Origin of the sequence: Streptomyces sp. 184, assembly GCF_045781775.1 — a bacterium.
Taxonomy (GTDB): Bacteria; Actinomycetota; Actinomycetes; order Streptomycetales; family Streptomycetaceae; genus Streptomyces.
This window is the reverse complement of record NZ_CP123230.1, coordinates 6,011,727-6,031,067: the sequence shown is the minus strand read 5'-3', so window position 1 is coordinate 6,031,067 and position 19,341 is coordinate 6,011,727. Positions and strand designations below refer to the sequence as shown.

General features: G+C 75.2%; 22 protein-coding genes. 13 read left to right on the top strand and 9 right to left on the bottom strand.

All coding sequences use genetic code 11. The features are described 5' to 3' along the window. The first annotated feature begins 509 nt into the window (after nt 1-509). Both QBL21_RS25630 and QBL21_RS25625 read left to right on the top strand, forming a co-directional pair. Entirely contained in the window at nt 510-1,412 is a 903-nt protein-coding gene (locus QBL21_RS25630) for a peptidoglycan-binding protein (RefSeq protein WP_407564581.1), read from the top strand. 17 nt (nt 1,413-1,429) lie between these two features. After that, nucleotides 1,430-2,095 carry a nitroreductase gene (locus tag QBL21_RS25625; protein ID WP_407564580.1) on the top strand — a complete coding sequence of 222 codons (666 nt, stop codon included), beginning with the start codon at nt 1,430-1,432 and terminating at the stop codon, nt 2,093-2,095. Nucleotides 2,096-2,101: 6 nt separating this feature from the next. On the opposite strand, the gene QBL21_RS25620 is transcribed toward QBL21_RS25625, so the two are convergent. Next, nucleotides 2,102-3,190, bottom strand: coding sequence for a serine hydrolase domain-containing protein (locus QBL21_RS25620; protein ID WP_407564579.1), 1,089 nt, complete (start codon nt 3,188-3,190; stop codon nt 2,102-2,104). A gap of 10 nt (nt 3,191-3,200) precedes the next feature. Continuing rightward, nucleotides 3,201-3,779 (bottom strand): helix-turn-helix domain-containing protein, encoded by a 579-nt coding sequence (locus QBL21_RS25615; protein ID WP_407564578.1) that lies wholly within the window; start codon nt 3,777-3,779, stop codon nt 3,201-3,203. Nucleotides 3,780-3,870: 91 nt separating this feature from the next. Here QBL21_RS25615 and QBL21_RS25610 point away from each other — a divergent pair, with 91 nt between their 5' ends. From QBL21_RS25610 to QBL21_RS25600, 3 genes are read left to right on the top strand one after another with little or no spacing between them, the layout of a single operon-like run. Then, the gene (locus QBL21_RS25610; RefSeq protein ID WP_407564577.1) at nt 3,871-5,193 is read left to right on the top strand and encodes an MFS transporter; all 1,323 of its coding nucleotides are present in this window, start codon (nt 3,871-3,873) and stop codon (nt 5,191-5,193) included. Between the two features lie 48 nt (nt 5,194-5,241). After that, on the top strand, nt 5,242-5,865 hold the full coding sequence (locus tag QBL21_RS25605) for a TetR/AcrR family transcriptional regulator (RefSeq protein WP_407564576.1): 624 nt from the start codon (nt 5,242-5,244) through the stop codon (nt 5,863-5,865). After that, on the top strand, nt 5,862-6,311 hold the full coding sequence (locus tag QBL21_RS25600) for a DUF6069 family protein (protein ID WP_407564575.1): 450 nt from the start codon (nt 5,862-5,864) through the stop codon (nt 6,309-6,311). Before QBL21_RS25605 ends, QBL21_RS25600 begins: the two co-directional genes overlap by 4 nt. Before the next feature lie 61 nt (nt 6,312-6,372). Here QBL21_RS25600 and QBL21_RS25595 read toward each other — a convergent pair whose 3' ends face one another. Next, entirely contained in the window at nt 6,373-6,915 is a 543-nt protein-coding gene (locus tag QBL21_RS25595) for a hypothetical protein (RefSeq protein WP_407564574.1), read from the bottom strand. A gap of 233 nt (nt 6,916-7,148) precedes the next feature. On the opposite strand from QBL21_RS25595, the gene QBL21_RS25590 reads away from it, so the two are divergent. Further along, nucleotides 7,149-7,595: a nitroreductase family deazaflavin-dependent oxidoreductase gene (locus QBL21_RS25590; protein WP_407564573.1), complete on the top strand. Its 447-nt coding sequence runs from the start codon at nt 7,149-7,151 to the stop codon at nt 7,593-7,595. Between the two features lie 13 nt (nt 7,596-7,608). Here QBL21_RS25590 and QBL21_RS25585 read toward each other — a convergent pair whose 3' ends face one another. From QBL21_RS25585 to QBL21_RS25575, 3 genes are all read right to left on the bottom strand, one after another. Beyond that, nucleotides 7,609-8,145 carry a DUF2087 domain-containing protein gene (locus QBL21_RS25585; RefSeq protein WP_407564572.1) on the bottom strand — a complete coding sequence of 179 codons (537 nt, stop codon included), beginning with the start codon at nt 8,143-8,145 and terminating at the stop codon, nt 7,609-7,611. A gap of 25 nt (nt 8,146-8,170) precedes the next feature. After that, nucleotides 8,171-8,950 (bottom strand): SDR family oxidoreductase, encoded by a 780-nt coding sequence (locus tag QBL21_RS25580; RefSeq protein ID WP_407564571.1) that lies wholly within the window; start codon nt 8,948-8,950, stop codon nt 8,171-8,173. 223 nt (nt 8,951-9,173) lie between these two features. Beyond that, a complete protein-coding gene (locus QBL21_RS25575; RefSeq protein WP_407564570.1) occupies nt 9,174-10,595 on the bottom strand; it encodes an amidase in 1,422 nt (473 codons plus the stop codon). A 102-nt stretch (nt 10,596-10,697) separates the two neighbouring features. Here QBL21_RS25575 and QBL21_RS25570 point away from each other — a divergent pair, with 102 nt between their 5' ends. Next, on the top strand, nt 10,698-11,291 hold the full coding sequence (locus QBL21_RS25570; protein ID WP_407564569.1) for a TetR/AcrR family transcriptional regulator: 594 nt from the start codon (nt 10,698-10,700) through the stop codon (nt 11,289-11,291). Between the two features lie 94 nt (nt 11,292-11,385). Continuing rightward, nucleotides 11,386-12,048: an HAD-IA family hydrolase gene (locus QBL21_RS25565; protein ID WP_407564568.1), complete on the top strand. Its 663-nt coding sequence runs from the start codon at nt 11,386-11,388 to the stop codon at nt 12,046-12,048. A gap of 279 nt (nt 12,049-12,327) precedes the next feature. On the opposite strand, the gene QBL21_RS25560 is transcribed toward QBL21_RS25565, so the two are convergent. Then, nucleotides 12,328-12,909 carry a TMEM165/GDT1 family protein gene (locus tag QBL21_RS25560; RefSeq protein ID WP_407564567.1) on the bottom strand — a complete coding sequence of 194 codons (582 nt, stop codon included), beginning with the start codon at nt 12,907-12,909 and terminating at the stop codon, nt 12,328-12,330. A 189-nt stretch (nt 12,910-13,098) separates the two neighbouring features. After that, complete coding sequence (locus tag QBL21_RS25555) at nt 13,099-13,947, bottom strand: ABC transporter permease (RefSeq protein ID WP_407564566.1); 849 nt, start codon at nt 13,945-13,947, stop codon at nt 13,099-13,101. Between the two features lie 187 nt (nt 13,948-14,134). On the opposite strand from QBL21_RS25555, the gene QBL21_RS25550 reads away from it, so the two are divergent. The 5 genes from QBL21_RS25550 (at nt 14,135) to QBL21_RS25530 (ending at nt 18,870) form a co-directional block, all read left to right on the top strand. Next, nucleotides 14,135-14,797, top strand: coding sequence for an HNH endonuclease family protein (locus tag QBL21_RS25550; protein WP_407564565.1), 663 nt, complete (start codon nt 14,135-14,137; stop codon nt 14,795-14,797). A gap of 172 nt (nt 14,798-14,969) precedes the next feature. Next, nucleotides 14,970-15,701 (top strand): hypothetical protein, encoded by a 732-nt coding sequence (locus tag QBL21_RS25545; RefSeq protein ID WP_407564564.1) that lies wholly within the window; start codon nt 14,970-14,972, stop codon nt 15,699-15,701. Then, the gene (locus QBL21_RS25540) at nt 15,698-16,441 is read left to right on the top strand and encodes a hypothetical protein (protein ID WP_407564563.1); all 744 of its coding nucleotides are present in this window, start codon (nt 15,698-15,700) and stop codon (nt 16,439-16,441) included. Before QBL21_RS25545 ends, QBL21_RS25540 begins: the two co-directional genes overlap by 4 nt. Before the next feature lie 384 nt (nt 16,442-16,825). After that, nucleotides 16,826-17,515 carry an ankyrin repeat domain-containing protein gene (locus QBL21_RS25535; RefSeq protein WP_407564562.1) on the top strand — a complete coding sequence of 230 codons (690 nt, stop codon included), beginning with the start codon at nt 16,826-16,828 and terminating at the stop codon, nt 17,513-17,515. 143 nt (nt 17,516-17,658) lie between these two features. Next, complete coding sequence (locus tag QBL21_RS25530) at nt 17,659-18,870, top strand: hypothetical protein (protein ID WP_407564561.1); 1,212 nt, start codon at nt 17,659-17,661, stop codon at nt 18,868-18,870. Nucleotides 18,871-18,877: 7 nt separating this feature from the next. Here QBL21_RS25530 and QBL21_RS25525 read toward each other — a convergent pair whose 3' ends face one another. Further along, nucleotides 18,878-19,288 carry a DUF2000 family protein gene (locus QBL21_RS25525; protein WP_407564560.1) on the bottom strand — a complete coding sequence of 137 codons (411 nt, stop codon included), beginning with the start codon at nt 19,286-19,288 and terminating at the stop codon, nt 18,878-18,880. Nucleotides 19,289-19,341: the final 53 nt, after the last annotated feature.

Below are 19,341 nucleotides of genomic sequence, written 5' to 3'. Positions count from 1 at the left end.
TGCGTCGATACGGCCCGCCGGGACGGTCCGCTCGGGCCGCAATGCGGCCGGGGCGCGGTGCGCAGGGTTCCGCGGGGTCTGCATAATCGCCTCCATCCCACAGGAGGGGGAGCACGGTGATACCTCGCGCATGCCGCACCTGCGGTGAGCCGCTCCACGGGCAGGGCGGGCGGAGCTGTGCCTGCGGCGCCGCGGCCGGTGCGGCGGGTGGCGCGGAGGCGGGTGCGGGGGGCACGCCGGGGCGGGAGAGGCCACTGGTACGGCCGTACGTCATGAACGCGCCGGGGCCGGTACAGGGTCACCGGGGCGGCGAGGACGGCGCCGGGGCGGACGGGCCGCCGGCGATCCACGGCAGCGCCCCGCCCGGCGGCCCCGGGAGCCCGGGCGCGGCGCCGGGGGAGCCGGCGGATGCCGGGGGAGGGGTGCCGCGCGGCGCGGCGGCCGGGGAACTGCCCGGCGGCGCCGCGGCTTCCGGTACGCCCCTCTCCGTACCCGCGGAAACGGGGCCCGTGCCGCACGCTCCCGGGACACCGCTCCCCGACGGGACCCTGGCCGTCCCCTACGCGCCCATCGGCGCCCCGCCGGAGGGCCCGGCGGACGCGGACCTCGGCCTCTTCGCCGACGACCCCGCCGCCGCCCGGGGCCCCCGGGACCCGTACGACGCGGACTACGCGGACTACGCGGACTACGCGGACACCCCGTACGACCGTGCCCCCGCCGGCCCCCGCGGCCCGTACGACCCGCGCCGTCCCCGCGACCGGCTCGCCGCCCGCCGGCGCCGCCGGCTCACGCTCGTCCTCACGGTCGGCGGCGTCGTGGCCGCGCTCAGCGTCGGGCTCCTCGGCTCCGGGCTGTTCTCGGGCGACGGGGACGACGACCGCGCCGTACCGAAGCCGGACACCATCACCGCCGTGCCCACCGGCGGCGGCACGAAGCCGGGCCCGGAGGACACCCGCAGCGGCGCCCCGACCGCCCCCGCGGACGGCGAGGACCCGGCGGAGCCGAGCGCGGCCTCCTCCGACCGGGCCGGGGCCGGGGAGGGCGACCCGGACGAGGCGGCCACCGAGCGCGCCGAGGCAGGCACGGTCACCGCCGCCCCGCCCGGCTCCGGCACCACCGCCCCGGGCGACGACCCCACGTCCGGCACGACCGCCCCCGGCGGGCGCGACGAGCCCGCCCCGCCGCCGGCCCTGCGCGAGGGCGACTCGGGCCCGGAGGTCCTGGAGTTGCAGAAGCGGCTCATCGAGGCCGGCTACAACCGCCTTCCGGGGAACATGGACGGCGACTTCGACCTCCTCACGGGCGAAGCGGTCGCGCGTTTCCAGTACGACAACGACGTCGAGGGCGACGAACGCGGCGTCTACGGCCCGGCGACGCGCCGCGTGCTGGAGTCGATGACGAAGGAACCCTGAGGCGGGGCGGGCGGAACGTGGACGTGTACGAGGCAGTGGAGAGCCGCCGGGCGGTGCGGGCGTTCAGCGACGAGCCCGTAGCCGCGCGGGTGCTCCGGCGGGTGCTGGCCGCGGCCGCGCGAGCCCCGTCGAGCGGGAACCTCCAGCCCTGGCACGTGTACGTGGTCACGGGCGGCCCGCTGGCCGCCCTGAAGAAGCGGGCGACGGCCAGGGCGCAGACCGGCGACCCCGGTGACGAGCGTGAGTACCCGATGTACCCCGCGGACATGGCCCCGCCGTACCTCGACCGCTTCACCGCCGCGGCGGCCCAGCGCTACGCGGCGCTGGGCATCGAGCGCGACGACCCCGAGCGGCCGGCGAAGATATCCGCCCTGAACACGGGGGCGTTCGGGGCGCCGGCCGTCCTGTTCTGCTACCTCGACCGCACGATGGGGCCGGGGCAGTGGGGGGACGCGGGGATGTACCTCCAGACCGTCATGCTGCTGCTGCGGGCGGAAGGGCTGCACAGTTGCCCGCAGGTGATGTGGACGACGTACCGCAGGACGGTCGCCGAGGCGGTCGGCGCGGGGGACGGGCTCGTGCTGTTCTGCGGCATGTCGGTCGGATACGAGAAGCCGGGCGTGCCGCCGCCGCGTACGGGCCGGGCGGCCCTGGCGGAGACGGTGACCTTCGTCGGCCCGTGACGGGGCTCAGGTCCCGGCGCCGATCTCGGCCGCCGTCACGTCCGCGAGCCGCTGCGCGGTGGTGAAGTGGGAGGTGAGACGGGTCTTGGTCATGGCGAAGGAGGTGCCGGCGGCGGTGTCGGCGTAGACGTAGCTGCCGCCGCCACCGACCCAGCCGAACGTGGTCGGCGCCTCGTCCGGCCGGGCGCCGATGCGGCCCAGCGGATAGCCCAGGGCCAGCCGCGCGTGGTTGCCGAAGACCTGGTCCGTGCCCTCGAAGGCCACCGCCGTCATCTCTTCGAGTTGGCCCGCATCGATGAGCCGGCCGTCGAGGACCGCGGCGTTCACGGCGGCGATCGCCCGCGCGGTGAAGGTGCCGACCGACGGGATGTCCGCTTGCAGGAACTCGGGGCTGTTGCCCATGGCCGCGGTCGGCTGCATCTCCCAGGGCGCCAGGACGGCATCGCCGCCGGGCGGGGCGACGGGGCGCGGTGCGGCGTCTTCGAGCCGTGCCAGCCGCGGCAGGTCGGTACGGGGCACGCCGAAGTACAGGTCGCCGTCGAGGCCCAGGGGGGCGGCGACCCACTCGTGCAGGAGTTGCCGCATCGGCTTGCCGGTGGCCCGGCGTGCGATCTCGCCGACGAGGAAGCCGTAGGTGAACGAGTGGTATCCGGTCTCGGTCCCGGGCCGCCACCGCGGTTCGGCGGCGGCGATGGCGGCGCAGACGCGCGGCCGGTCGGCCAGGTCGGCGGGGCCGATGCCGCGGGGCATCGCGGGCACGCCCGCCGTGTGCGTCAGGACGTGCCGGAGGGTCGCGGTCGCCTTGCCGCGGGCGCCGAACTCCGGCCACACGTCGGCCACCGGAGTGTCGTACTCGACGGCGCCGGTCCTGACGAGCAGGTGGGCGATCAGCGACGTCATGACCTTGCCGGCGGAGAAGCTGAAGAACGGCGTGTCGGGGGTCACCGCGCGCCCGGTCCGGCCGTCGGCGACACCGGCGACGGCGTCGGCGACGAGAGCGCCGCGGTGGCGGACGGCAACCTGCACGCCGGTTTCGGCTCCGGTGTCGACCAGGTCGTCGAGGACGCGTTGGATCTTCTGCTGGAGTGAGGGCATCCGGCGGCCTTCAGTGTCGCGCGGTGCGCAGGTGGATGCGTTCGCCGGACTTGCCGAAGAGGCTGAGCACTTCGACGGGGCCGCGGCCCGCGGCGCCGAACCAGTGCGGGATCTGGCAGTCGAACTCGGCGGCCTCGCCGGCGGCCATGACGAAGTCGCGGTCGGCGAGCCGTACGCGCAGCCGCCCGCGCAGCACGTACAGCCATTCGTGGCCCGCGTGTGTCCGCAGGTGCGGGTCCTTGTCGTGGGCCGGGATGGTCATCTTGTACGCGCGCGGCTCGCCCTGCTGCCGGGACAGCGGGATCAGTACCCGGCCGTCGCGCGTGGTGGGCTGCTGGGGCACGCGCGGGTCGACGATGCGGGGCGCGGCGACGATCTCGTCCAGCGGGACGCCGAGGGCGGCGGTGACCGGCAGGAGCAGTTCCAGGCTCGGCTTGCGCTGGCCGGACTCCAGCCGGGACAGGGTGCTGGTCGAGATGCCGGTGGCGCGGGCGAGGCCGGTCAGGCTGACGCCCTTGTTCTCGCGGGCGCGGCGCAGCCGGGGGGCGATCTGGTCGATGACGGCACCGACGGTGGGCTGGTCGTCCATGGGAGGCAGTCAACCAACGCGTCCCGGAACCGGCAACAGAAGTTGCCGGTTGCGCACGCGCGGACGGACTCTGCCCGCGGAGGTGGTCGACATGCGGACGAACGAGGAACTCACGGAGACCGGCGGTCCGGCGAAGGCGGCGGGCGGCCGGGAGCAGGGAGCGGGCGGCCGGAAGCCGGGGGCGGGCGAGCGGCGGCTGCCCGCGGGGGTGTACCTGCTGGCCTTCAGCCTGTTCGCGATGGGTACGGCGGAGTTCCTGCTCGCGGGGGTGCTGCCGGCGGTGGCCGCGGACCTGGACGTCACGCTGTCGTCCGCGGGGTTCCTGATCACGGCGTTCGCCCTGGGGGTGGTGCTCGGCGGGCCGCCGTTCGCGGTGCTCAGCCTGCGCTGGCCGCGGCGGACCGCGCTGCTGGCGACGCAGGGCGTCTTCGCGGCGGGCATCGCCGTGGGGCTGCTGGGCAACTACGAGGTCCTGCTGCTGAGCCGGGTGGTCTCCGGCGTCGCGTACGCGGGGTTCTTCGCCGTGGCGTCGGTGACGGCCATCGGCCTGGTCACCCCGGACCGCAACGCCCGCGCGTCGGGCGTCGTGGTCAGCGGCCTGAGCGTGGCCATGATCGCCGGCGGCCCGGCCGGGACGCTGTTCAGCCACTTCGTCGCGTGGCGGGGCGGCTTCTGGGTCGTCGTCGCCCTGACGCTGGCGGGGATGGCCGCCTGCTACGCCGGTATCCCCGCGGCGCCGGACGGAGGTGCCGCCGGGGGGCCGGGCGCCGGTGCCGGGCGGCCGAGCGTGTCGCGGGAACTCGCCACGATCCGCAGTCCGCACCTGTGGCGCGTCTACGGGATCACGATCCTCACCACCGCGGCGTACATGATCACGTTCAACTACCTCGCGGCCATGCTCGCGGACATCACCGCCCTGCCCGAGGTCTGGATCCCCGCCGTCCTCGCCCTCTTCGGCGTCGGCGCCTTCACCGGCCTGTCCGTCGGCGGGCGCGTCTCCGACCGCCGGCCGCACGCCGCGCTGCTCACCGGCGCCGCGGCCCTGGTGCTGCTGTCGCTGGCGATGACCGTGGCGGTCCGCCACACCTGGGCGGTGATACCCACGGTCTTCGTGCTGGGCATCGCGGCGTTCGTGGTCAACCCCGCGATCTACGGCCGGGTCTTCGCCCTCGCGGCCCACGCGCCGACCCTCGCCGGCGCCACCACGGTCTCGGCCTTCCAACTGGGCATCAGCGGCACGCCGCTCCTCGCGGCGGTGGCGCTGACGCGGGGAGCGGACCTGACGGCGGTCTGCCTGATCGGCGCCGCCCTGGCCGCGTGCGCGGTCCCGCTCATCCTCGCCGACCGCGCGCATGCGCAGCGCGCGGGACGGGGCCGGCAGGTAGCCGGACACGGGCGCGACGGTACGGAGTGAGGACTCACTCATTGACGGAGTGAGCCCTCACTCCGTAAGCTCGGAGTCATGACGCCACCCAAGGAGAACCAGACCGCCACCCGCCGCCGCGCCCCCGGCATGGAGCCGGAGCAGCGGCGCGCGATGATCATCCAGACGGCGATCCCGCTGATCGCCGAGTTCGGCGCCGCCGTGACCACCGCGAAGATCGCCCGCGCCGCGGGCATCGGCGAGGGCACGATCTTCCGGGTCTTCGCAGACAAGGACGAACTGCTCCAAGCCTGCCTGGCGGAGGCGCTCTCGCCCGAGCACGCCGTCCGCGAACTCGGCGCGATCGACCTGTCCCAGCCGCTGCCCGACCGGCTCGCGGAGGCGGCCGAGGCCCTGCACGCGCACCTGGCCCGCATGGGCGCGATCGCCGGCTCCCTGCTCGCCTCCGGACACCGCGGCGGCAAGCACCCCGGCACGGTGCGCGGCGCGGGCGCCGACGAGTCGACGACCCGTATCCGCGCGGCCCTCGTGGATCTGCTGGAGCCCGACAGGGCCGCGCTGCGCCGCCCGCCGGAGCAGATCGCGGCCCTCTTCTTCGGGCTGATCTTCACCCAGCCGCGCACGGACGACGAGCCGGACCTGACCACGCGGGAGCTGGCGGAGGTCTTCCTGCACGGCGCGCTCGCGGGCGCCGCCACGTGAGCGCGCGCGGGCGGCGCCCGGCGGTCGCGGGCCTCGCGGTCCTGGCGCCCGTCGCGGTGTGGCTGGTCGCGGACCCGCTGCTGGGGCACAGGCTGCGGATGACCGCCGACGAGCGGACGCTCGACATCGACGCGGTGCCGGTGGCGGTGCTCGCCTCGGCGGCGGCCCTCGCCGGCTGGGGGCTGCTGGCCGCCCTGGAGCGGTTCGGGGTACGCCGCGCCCGTACCGTCTGGACCGCGGCGGCCGTCGCCGTACTGGCCCTCTCCGCCCTGCCGTTGACCGGCGGCGGCATGAGCGCCGGCACCCGTACCGCGCTGGCCCTGATGCACCTGGCGGTGGCGGCGGTCCTGATCCCGGGCCTGCGCGCGGCGCCACCCGGTCCCCCGCCTGGCACGGCGACGGGACACCGGACCCCCGGGCGCGCGGCCCGCTCGACCCTCGGGTGACCTGCCGCCGGGGCCGTCCGGCGCGCGGGCCGGCAGGAACCCGGTGCCGCCGCCGTCGTCCCTACTCCGCCGGGAAGAGCCGCAGCTTCGCGGTGTCCCCGGCGATGGCGAGGACGGCGATGGACAGCTCGTTGATGCTGGAGGCCCCGCCCTGGTCGGGGAGTTGGTCGTGGATGCTGGCGACGAATCCGCTCGGGTCGGTGGACGTCAGGTCCACGCCCGCGGCGCCGACGTCGGTCACCGTGAACGGTCCCGCCCGCAGGCCGGGGGCCGCCGGGATCTCGGTGTCCTTCGTCACGACGATCGTGCAGCTTCCGTCCGCACACGCCGCCAACTCGGCCGCCGTCGACGGCTTCATCGGCTCCGCCGCGGTCGGCGACGGCGATGCGGAGGACTTCGTGGGGGCGGGCGTCGGCGAGGCGGCCGACGGTTCGGCCGAGCGCGAAGGCGTGGCCGACCCGGACGCCCCCGCGATGTCGCCCCAGTCGGAGCCGCAGCCGGTCAGCGCGGCGGCGAGGGCCAGTGCGGCGCACAGGCTCCCTGCCGCGCCGCGCGCCGCAGACGGCCTGGCCCTGCGGCGGGCCGATGAGTCCGGTGTGGTCATGGGAAGCGTTCTACCGCCGGGCCCCGGGGTGGGGTCCCCGCGCGCCCGTCAGCGCCGCCGGCAACGCCGCGCAGGCGCCGGGACGGTGGCGGAGCAGTGGCGGGGCGGTGGCGGGGAGCTTGGCCGCGGAGAAAGTTCCGGGGGCGGTGTCGAGATCGGTGTGGCGGCTTCGTCCCGGGGCGGATGCGGTCGAATGGGGCCGCACCCGACCTCGTACCGGAAGGACCGCCGACATGGCCACCGCCGAAGACATCGACCGCGCCACCGACTCGCAGTGGGGCTGGGTCGCCGAGCACGCCCGTACGTATCTGGCCTCGGGGGGCACCGAGGGGCACGAGCGCGACGGGGTGTACACCCTCGTGCTCGCCACGACCGGGCGGCGCACCGGCACGCCGCGCCGGACCTGCCTGATCTACGGCACGGCGGGCGACGCGTACGTCGTCGTCGCGTCCAAGGGCGGGTCCGTGGAGGACCCGGCGTGGTTCATGAACCTCGTCGCCGAGCCGAGTGCCGGGGTGCAGGTCGGGACCCGGCGGTTCACGGCGCGGGCGCGGGTCGCGTCCGCGGACGAGCGCGGGCCGCTCTGGGCGCAGATGGCGGGCATCTTCCCGCTCTACGACGAGTACGCGCAGAAGACCGACCGCGAGATCCCGGTCGTCCTGCTCACCCCGCTGGACTGACCGGCCCGCCGCGTCACGCGCGTGCGTACGCGGTGCCGGACCCGTTGCGGCGGAGCAGGCCCTCGTCGACCAGGGCGCGGCGCAGGCTCACCCAGTCGTCCAGCCATTCGCCGCAGATCGCGTTGACCTTCGCCTCGGAGTACGTCACACCCGGTTCGAACGCGTCCTTCACGACGGCCAGCACCCGGGCCCGTACCTCCGCGTTGCCCGGGATCGACGTCAGCCGGCCGCGGCGGAAGTACGAGCCCGCGCCGTCGCCGCCCGTCCGGCCGGAGATGCGGACCTCGGCCCGGACCGCGAGCCGGAACGTGTCGTCGCGCAGCGCGTACGTGCGCGAGGCGGCGTCGTAGGCGGCGATCCTGCCGTCCGTCAGCTTCCTGAGCGCGGCGGCGGCGGCCGGGGGGCGCAGCCCGGTGCGTTCGGCGACCTCGGCGGCCGATGTCGCGCCGAGGGCGAGGGCCGCGTAGGCGGCGCGCCGGTCGGTCTGGGCGAGGAGGCCGACCAGGTCGCGGCAGGAGGGCTGATGGTCCTCGGCGGGGGCCGTGTTCATGGGTGTCCGTTCGGGTGCGGGGTCGTCAGGATGTCCGGCCGGGCGGCTGCTCGGGCGCCTGTTCAGGTGCCCGCTCGGGCACCTGCTCGAAGTGGAACGACTTGATGAAGCAATCCCGGGGCTGCCCGAGGGCGAAGAACACGCACTCCGCGACGGAGTGGGCCGTCAGCATGTCGCCGGGGCCGCGCGGCGTGCTGTCCCACTCCGGGGACAGCGGGTCGGGGTTGTGGAAGTCCGGCGGGTAGAGCGAGATGACCCGTACGCCCCGGGGCCGCAGCCGCGTGGAGAGGATGTCGGCGAACCCGGCCTGTGCGCTCTTGGCGGCGTAGAAAGCCTCGTGTGCGTGGGAGCGTTGGTGGGCCGGGAGCCCGGCGGCGGAGATCATGTTGACGATGTCCGGTCTGCCGGAGGCGAGCAGCAGCGGCAGGAACCGCTTCACCATCAACACCGTGCCGGTCGCTCCGGCGGCGAGGGTGTCGGCCACGTCGTCGTCGCCGGCGGAGAGGAGATCCGGCCCGTCCAGGTAGCGGGCGCCGTTGTTGACCAGCACGTCCACCCGGTCGGTGCGCTCGGCCACGTCGGCGGCGAACTGCCGGATCGAGGCGGGGTCCGCCAGGTCGCACGCGAAGGGGTGCACGTGCTCGTGGCCGAGCCCGCGGATCTCGTCCGCCACCCGCCGTGACGCCTCCAGGCTGCGGGAGGACAGGAAGACCTCGGCGCCGTGCCGGGCGAAACGGATGGCGAGGGTCCGGCCGAAGTCGCGGGACGCGCCGGTGATCACGACGCGGTGCTGTGCGAAGTTCATGGAGTTGCCTGCCGCCTTGGGGTTTCTCGCTGTCCTGCGGTGACCGCCCGCAGGACCGGGCACGTCGACGTCATCACGGGCCGGCGGGGGAGGGGAACGAGACCTTCGGCCTAGGACCTCCGGACCTCCCGGCCCCCGGAACGGCTCCGTCCGTCGCCGGGCCGGGTGTCGTGCGTACAGGTAACGCGATCCCGGCCCGGCCCGAAAGTCCTTTTCCCCGGCCTCACACCGCCGCCCCCGGGTCGATCGGCGTCAGCACCCCGAGCCGGTCCTCGACCGCCTGCGCCGCCTCCAGGCACAGGTCCTCCCGGAACGCCCGGCCGATGATCTGCACCCCGGCCGGCAGGCCGTCCACCACACCCGTCGGCACGGCGACGGCGGGCACCCCCGCGAAGCTCGTCGCGCTGCACAGCCGCATCGCCGAGGCGACCCGGTCGCGGCCCGCGCGGTCGCGGGACTCCAGACCGGGTTCCACCGGAGGCTCCGTGAACGACGGGCCGAGCAACAGCGGGTGGGCGTCGAGGAACTCGGCCCACGAGCGGCGGACGGACAGCCACGTGCCCATGAGCCTGACCAGCTCGTCCGCGCTCGCGGGCGAGGTCTGTTCCATCGCCATCCCGATGTAGCGGTCCCCGCCCTCGCCGAGCAGCTTCCGCACCGCGGGCCAGGTCGGCGCGAACTCGGTGATCGTCAGCTTCCCGTACGCCTCCAGCGCCTCGTCCAGCCGCGGTACGTCCGCCACCTCGCGCACGTCGTAGCCCGCGTCGCGCAGTGCGTCGGCCGCCGCCGCGACGGCCCCGCGGATCGCGGGGTGGACGCCGTGGCCGCCGGGGTCGGCCACGACCGCGACGCGCAGCGGGCCGGGGAGGGCGTCGCCGTAGAGCGGCACCGGTACGGCCCGGGGGTCGCGCGGGTCGGTGCCCGCCAGGGCCTCGTACGCCAGCCGCAGATCGCCCACCGTCCGGGCCAGCGGCCCGTCGGTGACGAGCGTCTGGGACGCCGGGCCCGGGTCGTCGGGGCCGAGGACGCGGTGGTCCGCCGGGAACCGGCCCGCGGTCGGCTTCAGCGCGGCCACCCCGCAGAACTGCGCCGGGATACGCACCGAGCCCCCGGAGTCGTTGCCGAGCCCCAGCGCCGCCATGCCCGTGGCGACGGCGACCGCGTCGCCGCCGCTGGTGCCGCCGGGGGTGCGGCCGGCGTCCCACGGGTTGACGGTGTCGCCGAAGAGTTCGCTGCGCGTGTGCATCCCGGCGAGGATCAGGGTGGGGAGGTTGGCGTGTCCGACGGGGATGGCCCCGGCCGCGCGCAGCCGCGCCACCGGGGGCGCGTCGGCCGCCGCGACCAGCTCGCGGAAGCGCGCGAGGCCGAACGTCGTCGGCACCCCTTCGACGGGCGTGCTCTCCTTCACCGTGAACGGCACGCCCGCCAGCGGCCCCAGCGCCTGACCGGCGGCGCGGCGGCGGTCGGTGCGGGCGGCGGCCTCGCGGGCGCTGTCCGCGAGGAGTTGGGTGACCGCGTTCACCCGCGGGTTGACCTCGGCGATGCGGTCGAGGTGGCTGTCGACCAGCTCGACGGCCGAGACGTCTCCGCCGCGTACGGCCTCCGCCTGGGCGGCGGCAGGCATCTTCCACAGGTCGTCCCACATGGCTCTTTGTTCCTCTCCCGCGATCCGATGCGCTCGCATCGGAACGGCCACCGTATCCTGGAACCGATACGAGCGCATCGGATGTAGGAGGCGGCCGGGGACATGCCCAGGCAGGTGGATCACGAGAGCCGGCGCCGCACCATCGCCGAAGCCGTCTGCCTCCTCGCCGGCGAACGCGGCCTGGAGGGCGTCACCCTGCGCGACGTCGCCGCCCGTGCGGAGGTGTCGATGGGCGCCGTGCAGCGGTGCTTCCGTACGAAGGAGGAGATGCTGCTCTTCGCACTCGGGTACGTGCGCGAGCGGGTCGGCGAGCGCGTACGGGCCCGGCTGGTCCGCAGCCCGGCCCAGTCGGCCGGCACGGCGCTCGGGCACGCGGCGGCCGAGGTGTCGCTGCTCGGCGACGAACACCGCGCCGAGGCCCGGGTCTGGCTCGCCTTCGTCGCGCAGGCGGCCGTCAGCGACGCGCTCGCCGGAACGCTGAAGGCGAACTACGCGGGCCTGCACGAGGTGTTCGCCCGCCTGATCGCGGAAGCCGCGGAGGATGCCGATCGGGCGGCGCCCCTCGACCCGCGGCGCGAGGCCCGTACGCTCCTCGCCCTCGCGGACGGCCTCACGGTGCACGTCCTGGTCGGCCACCTCACCCCGCACGAGGCGCACGACGTGCTCGACGCGCACCTGGCCGGCCTGTGGGGGTGAACCGGCTCGTGGGGCTCATGCGGCCCTTGGCGTGTGGCGCGGGGTTTTGTATCGTAGAGAAACAAACACGCTTCTCCACCCCTGGGGGTTACGTATGGGCAGGCCCGCGGACATAGGTGTCTTCAAGGCACTGCTCCTCGACATGGACGGCACGCTCCTCAACTCCGACGCCGTCGTCGAGCGCATCTGGCGCCGCTGGGCCGCCGAGAACGGCAAGGACCCCGAGGAGATCATGCGCCACGCCCACGGGCGGCAGGCGCACGCCACCATGGCGCACCTCTTCCCCGAGCGGCCCGTCGAGCAGAACCTCGCCGACAACGCCCGCATGCTCGCCTGGGAGACCGCCGACACCGACGGCATCGTGCCCGTGCCCGGCGCGCCGGAGTTCATGGCGGGCCTGGCCGGGCTGCCGCACGCGCTCGTCACCTCCGCCGACCGCGGGCTGTCGCAGGCCCGGATGGCCGCCGCGGGGCTGCCGGTGCCGGCGATCGCCGTCACCGCGGAGTGCGTGAGCGCCAGCAAGCCGGACCCGGAGGGGTTCCTCAAGGGCGCCGCCGACCTCGGCTTCGCGCCCGCCGACTGCGTCGTCTTCGAGGACGCGGCGGCGGGCATCGCCGCGGCGCGGGCGGCCGGGATGCGGGTCGTGGGCGTCGGGCCGCGGGCGGCGGGGGAGGGGACGGACGTACACGTGGAGACGCTGGCGGGGCTACGGATCCGCCCGCTGGGCGGCGGCGCGCTGGAGCTGGTGCTCGACTAGCCGGGGCGGGGCGGGGCGGGGCGGGGCGGGGCGGCCGGAGGCGGGGCGGGGCGCCGGGGGTGGCGCGCGACCCCGGCCGGCGGTCCTGCGCGCAGCGGCACGATCCGCGCCCGGGCCGGCGGACAGGCTCGATCGTCAGTGGGGCGGCCTACCCTTGGGCGGGTGTGCGGGGGTCTCGTGCGGGGATCGTGTGCGGGGATCGTGTGCGGGGGCTTCCGGGCGTGCGGGGGACCCGGTTGCGTAGGTCCGTCCCCCCGGTCCCCTCCCCGGGCGGCTCGTTCAGCCCCTGATCGCCTCGTAGATGCTGAAGCCCGCCAGGACCAGCATCACGCCCGCCGCCACCTTCGTGATCAGCTTCAGCGGTACGTACCGCATCAGCGTCCGCCCGCCCAGGATCCCGATCGCCGCCACCGCCCACAGCGCCAGCACCGCGCCGATGCCGACCGACAGCCAGTCGTCGTAGCGCGCGGCCAGGTTCGCGGTCATGATCTGCGTCAGGTCGCCGAACTCGGCGACCAGGATCAGCATGAAACCCGCCCCCGCCACCTTCAGGAAGCTCTGGTCCGCGGGGGCCTTGACCTCCTCCTCGTCGTCGTCCTTCTTCAGCAGCAGGATCAGCGCGCCCGCCAGGAACAGCGCGCCGACGATCGCCTGCACCGGCCGCTGCGGGAGTTGCGCGAGCAGGCTGCCGGCGGCGATGGCCAGGCCGACGTGGACGACGAAGGCGGCGGCGACGCCGGCGAAGACGTAGGAGGCGCGGTATCGGGTGCCGAGCACGAGGCCGGCGAGCGCGGTCTTGTCGGGGAGTTCCGCGAGGAAGACGACGCCGAAGACGATCGCGACGGTGCTGAGGCTGAGCAAGGTTCCTACTCTCGGTCGGGCGCCGTACCGAGAGCGTATGCGGTGGGCAGACCTCGGCACGGCAGCGTCGATGGACACTGCGGCCGAAGGTCTCGCCGGCGCGGAGCCCCGGCCGGCCGGCCGTGCGGTTCCGCGCTCCGGGCGCCGGCCCAGCGGGCTGGGCAGTATGTCGACGACACCGGCTGAGGGCTACTCCCCTTCAGACGTCCCCGAGTGTAGGCGATGCACCCGGCCGCGGGCGACCAGCTCCAGCACCACCGCGACGGCCACCGCCTGCACCGCCATCAGCGCGACCAGCACGAAAAGCTGCACCGCACCCGCCTCGACGGGCGAGGCCCCGCCCAGCAGCATGCCGACGTACGCGCCGGGGAGTGTGACCAGCCCCACGGTGCGGGTCTGGTCGAGGCCGGGGATCAGCGCGTCGGAGGCGGCGGGGCGGGCTATCTCCAGCCGGGCCTCGTACTCCAGGAACCCCAGCGCGAGGGCGGCCTCCACCTCGCCGTGCCGGGCGGCCAGTTCGTCCAGCGCGCGGCGGCCGGCGAGCACGGTGCCGGTCAGCGCGCCGCCGATGAGGATGCCGCTGACCGGGATGAGGGCGATGTCGTCGACCGCGACCAGGCCGGTGAGCAGCAGCGTCGCCACGACCGGGGCGACGCCGGCGGCGATGGGGGCGGCGGCCCAGCGCCAGGTGCCGTTGTGCGTGATGCGGTGGCCCGCGGTCCAGGTGGCGACGGCGAACATCAAAGCCACGAAGGCGAGGAGCAGGGGCAGGGCGCGTACGACGTAGCCGATGACGAGGGAGACGACGGCGAGTTGGGCGGCGGCGCGCAGTCCGGCGGAGGCGATGGCGCGCGCGTGGGGTGAGCCCCCGAGGGTTGTGCGGCTCTTCCCGCCCCCCTCGCCCCTGTCGCCGCGACCGCCCTTTTTCGTCCGCCGGTGCTCGTGTCCCTCGCCGAGCCGGGCCAGCGCGGCGACGGTGACGGCGGCGGCCAACAGGGCGGTGAGCACGGCCGCGAGGGTGACGTTGACGGGCAACACCGACGAAGCGTAGTCCGGTTGCCGGGCGGCGGCGCCTGGGACGCGGCGAGCACGAACCCGCCACGCGGTCTTGCGGATGACATGGTCATGTCCTCAAGGTGTTACCTGGTGCCCGCAGAAACGACACTGCACGGTGCCAGCATCCACGTGCACGTGCACAACACCCCCCATAGATCCGGGAGTTCGTATGTCCGGTATTTCTCTGCCGCCACTCTCGCGGCTCAAGGTCTACGCGCGTCACCTCGCCGCACCGCTCGCCGCCGCCGCACTGCTGCTGACCGCGGCCCCCAGCGCCCAGGCCGAACCGCCCAGCCCGCCGAGCCCGTCCACCGCCCTCGGCTACCTCGGCGAGATCACCACCGCGCCCGAGGGCTCCTCCGACGGCTACGACCGCGACCTCTTCCCGCACTGGAGCACCCAGTCCGGGGCCTGCAACACCCGCGAGGTCGTGCTCAAGCGCGACGGCGACAACGTCCAGCAGGACGCGAGCTGCGCCGCGGTCAGCGGTTCGTGGTCCTCCCCGTACGACGGCGAGACCTGGACCGCCGCCTCCGACGTCGACATCGACCACATGGTGCCGCTCGCCGAAGCCTGGCGCTCCGGCGCCAGCTCGTGGAGCACCGGCGAGCGCGAGGGGTTCGCCAACGACCTCGACATCGCGCAACTGCTCGCCGTGACCGACAACGTCAACCAGTCCAAGGGCGACAAGGACCCGGCGGAGTGGATGCCGCCGTCGACCGGCTACCACTGCACGTACGCGAGCATGTGGGTGTGGGTCAAGCACACGTACGACCTGACCGCCGACTCGGCGGAGAAGTCGGCGCTGGAGTCCGTCCTCTCCGGCTGCTGACGGCCTGAAGGTACGGGCCTGAAGGTACGGGCCCGACGGTACGCGGGCGCGGCGCGGAACCCCCGCGCCGCGCACCGCGGTCCGGCACCGCGGGCCGCCCGCCGTGCCGTGCGCGGCAGGCCCGGTTCGAACCGCCGTGTTTGCGGCGGGCGATACGGGCTAACCGCCTTCTATGACTGTGTGGCTGATCATCATCCTGGTCCTGGCCGCCGTCGCAGCAGCGGCCTTGGTTCTCCTGCGCAACGGAGGAGGCATCGGCCTCGGACTGCGCGGCGGACCAGGAGGGCTGCGGCGGCGCTTCGGACCGGAGTACGACCGAACGGTCGAGCGCCACGACGGCGACCGCAAGGCTGCCGAGAAGGAACTGGCCGAGCGCGTCCGCAAGTACGGCAAGCTCCAGACCGTACGCCTCGACCCGGCGGCCCGGGAGCGCTACGACGCCGAGTGGAGCCTGATCCAGGAACACTTCGTCGACTCGCCCACCCGCGCCGCCGCCGAAGCCGACCAGCTCATCGCCCGGCTCGCCGGGGACCGCGGCTACCCCGCCACGGAGTACGACGAGCGGGTCTCGGCCCTTTCCGTCCACCACCCGCGGCACATCGGCGACTACCGCCGGCTGCACCGGCTCGCCCAGAACGCCTCCGGCCGGGCCGGCGCGGAGCCGCCCACCGAGGAGGCCCGTACGGCGCTGCTGCGCACCCGCGAGCTGTACACGGAGCTGGCCGGCCGGCCCGGCGCCTCCTCCGGTGCGCTGCCGAAGGCGCCGGCCGCGGCCGGGAGCGCGGAGACCGGCGAGGCGGCGCACTCCACCCGTGAGCGCGGCGGCGGACGCCGGCTGGCCGACCGCCTGCACGCGCCGCGTGCGACGCGGCGCGGCGAAAGCCGGGACGGGAGCGCATCGTGACGGGCGCCAGGGAACGCGACTGGGCGGTGGACCCGCCGGCGGGCGGCCCCGGAGCCCGGGAGCGCGAGAACACCGGGAGCGCAGCGCGGTCAGACGCGGGCGCGGGGACCACCGCCGGGCCGGACACGCCGGAGGAGCGCCGCGCCGCGGACGAGCGCCGCGCAGCGGCGGAGGGCCTGCCCCGAGCAGGGGAGCCGGCCCGTACCGAGACCCCCGGCATCCTCACGCCGGCGGCCCCGACGCCCGGGGACCCGGCGGCTCCGGCCGCTCCGACGAAGGACGGCCTGTCGAAGGGCGGCCCCGCGACGACCGACCCCGGGGCGAGCGCCGAGCCCGTGGCCGCCCACCCCGTGGCGGTCGCGGACCCCGTGACCCCCGCCCCCGGGACCCCGGCCTCCGCGGCGCCCGCCGCGGCACCGCCCCTGTCCCTGACCGAAGACGACGGCGCGGCGGACCGCCCGCTCATGGCGCCGTCCGAGCGGGACGACCTGGACGACCGGCTGCACCGGGCGACGGGCCGCTTCGTGGACGACCCGCCGGGCGCCGTCGACGACGCCTGCGTCGTCCTCGACGACCTCGGCGCGCGGATCGCCGCGCTGCTCGCCGAGCGCCGTGACGCCTACCGCGACCTGACCCGCAACGCCCGTACCGCGGAAGGCACCGCGAACGCGGAGACCGAGCGCCTGCGCCTCGCCCTCCGCGACTCCCGCGACCTCGCGGAGCGGCTGCTGAAGTTGTAGAGCTCTGCCGCGGGCCCCTGCGCCCACCCCGGCCGCCCACCCCCCATAGGGCGCCCGCGGCAGTTCAACCCCCCGGGTCCGGCCCGCCAGACCGAGGCGGGACCTGCGCGGCCGGGCCCGGGGTCTGCGCACGTCCACGCCGGCCCTCCCCCTCGACCGCCGTACGGGCCACGCCATCCGGCGCCCTCGGCCCCCGGCCCCCGGCTCGCCGACCTCCGGCCCGCCCATCTCCGGTCGGCCGGCCCCCGGCCCGCCTATCTCCGGTCCGCCGACATCCCTCCCGCCGCCTCGGGTTCGCCGCCCCGCCGGCGCCGCGTGGGGAGCGGTCCCCGGCCGGTGGCGGGACACTGCCCCCGCTCCCGACCGCGGAGAAGTGGAGGGCACGTGCTGGGCCTGCTGATCATCCTCGTGACCTGTGTGGTCCTCGCCGCCTCCCGGCTGCGCCGGAGCCGGCGCCGCAAAACGTTCCTCGCGGCCGTGCTGCGCGGCGATCCCGCGGAGGTACGCGCCCTGGTGGGCGAGGGCTACAGCCTCGCCCTCTCCGACGACCGGGGCGACACGGCGCTGCACTACGCCTACTACGCGGGTGACGACGAACTCGTGCGGACGCTGGTCGACCTCGGCGCGGGCGAGGGCCTGTACAACGAGGACGGGCTGCTCCCGCACCAGCTCGCCGAGGTGGCCGAGGCGGAGCTGCGGATCGAGGAGCTGGTCGGCCTCCGCGGCAGGGACGGCGACGAGGCGCCGGGCCGGGCCGGGAAGCTGGCCGCCGAGCTGCGCCCGTACCACCCCGCCCCCGTCTACCCCGCGGCCCTGACCAACGTGCTCGCCCGGACCGCGGACGGGGAGCCGCTGCGGCAGGTGCTGCTGACCGCGATCCGGCTCGGCCGCGCGGACTTCCTGGCCGTGCTGGAGCTGGAGCTGCGGCGCCGGGGCGACCGGGACATCGCCGTGGACTATCTCAACAGCGGTTCGCCGCGGCTCGGGCACGCGGCCGGGCAGTGGGCCGCCGGCCACGGCTTCGCGATCACGAGCCACGGCCAGGGCTCCCGCGCGGCCTGGGGCCTGCTCTGAGGCGCCGCCTTTCGGTCGCGTAGCGCATCGGGCCCAGGCGCGTCGTCCGGGCGGGTACGTCCCCGGGCATCCGGGTGAGGGTCCGGTATTTATGTGCTTTTCGGGTTATCACTCCAGCGAATCAGCGCGGAGAGAGGTGACCCATGGGCAGGGCGAGGCGTGCGGTGGTCGGCGCGTGTGCGGCGGCGGTACTGGTGCCGGTGGCGGCGGCCGGGTGCTCGTGGCCGGGGGACGGCGGCGACACGGGCGGCGACCGGGGCGGCGATCGCGTGGACGCGCGGACCGGTGCCCGCGGCGCCGCGGAGAAGAGCCGCGGCGTACGCCTCATCGGCGACGGGTCCACCGCCTGGACCGGCGCGCAGCCCCGGCAGCCCAAGGCGCGCAGGCTCGCCGACGGCGAGAAGCCGCCGCAGTTCGTCGTCTTCTCCTGGGACGGCGCCGGCGAGATCGGCGACGGGCTCTTCGAGCACTTCCGCGACGTCGGCCGGAAGTACGACGCCGCCATGACCTACTTCCTCTCCGGCATCTACCTCCTGCCCGAGTCCAAGCGCACCCGGTACGAGGCCCCCGGCCACGCCCCCGGCGCCTCCGACATCGGGCTGCTCAGCGACGCGCACATCGAGGAGACCGTCGACCAGGTCCGCGGCGCCTGGCTCGACGGCAGCGAGATCGGCACCCACTTCAACGGCCACTTCTGCGGCCCCACCGGCGTCGCGAGCTGGTCGAAGGAGGAGTGGAAGAGCGAGATCGCGCAGGCCAAGCAGTTCGTACGGCGCTGGAAGACCCACACCGGCCTGCGCGACGCCGCGCCGCTGCCCTTCGACTACGACAAGGAGCTGACCGGCGCCCGCACCCCCTGCCTCGAAGGGGGCGACAACCTCCGCGCCGCCGCCCGCGAGCTGGGCTGGCGGTACGACACCAGCGGCGTCACCGAGCAGGTGTGGCCGGCGAAGAAGGACGGTCTGTGGGACCTGTCCATGCAGCTCGTGCCGTACCCCGGCAGCGACCGCGAAGAGCTGACCATGGACTACAACTTCAAGGTCAACCCGCTCACGACCCCCGCCAACGCCGAGGCGCAGATGCGCGACGGGCTGCTCGCCGGCTTCGAGCGCGCGTACACCGGCAACCGCGCGCCGCTGATCGTCGGCAACCACTTCGAGACCTGGCACGACGGCGCGTACATGCGCGCGGTCGAGGAGACCATCAAGGAGGTCTGCCCCAGGAAGGACGTGCGGTGCGTGTCCTTCCGGCAGCTCGCCGACTGGCTCGACGCGCAGGACCCGAAGACGCTGCGCAAGCTGCGCGGCCTGGACGTCGGCCGGGCGCCGGAGCAGGGCTGGGACCGCTACCTCTGAGGCCCGGTCAGGTGTGCAGGGCCAGGCCCTTGACCGTGCGGTCGACGGCGTTGCGCGGGCCGTAGACCGCGAGCCCGGCCAGCGACAGGTCGCCGGCGGCGACGTCGCGGACGGCGGCACGGTTGTCGTCGTCGTTGCCGGTGGCGAACAGCTCGTCGGTGTAGACGGCGGTGGCCAGCCCGCGGGACAGGGCCCGGGTGTGGGTACGGGTCAGGCCCGCGGCGTCGGCGGCGAAGACGAGGACGGGCTCGCGGAACATCGGCAGGTAGGCGTTGCCGGAGGCGTCCTCGTACGGCTTGCCCATGATGTCGTCGGCGGCGTGGGCGACGCCGCTGCACAGGAAGGCGGTGACGTTCAGCCGCTGCCAGGCGGCCAGGTCGTGCCGTACGACCACGGCGATCTTGGTCTCGAAGCGCATGCCCCCAGCGTGCCCCCGCCGGGCCGCGGCCGTCTTGAACGCTCGTGCGCCCG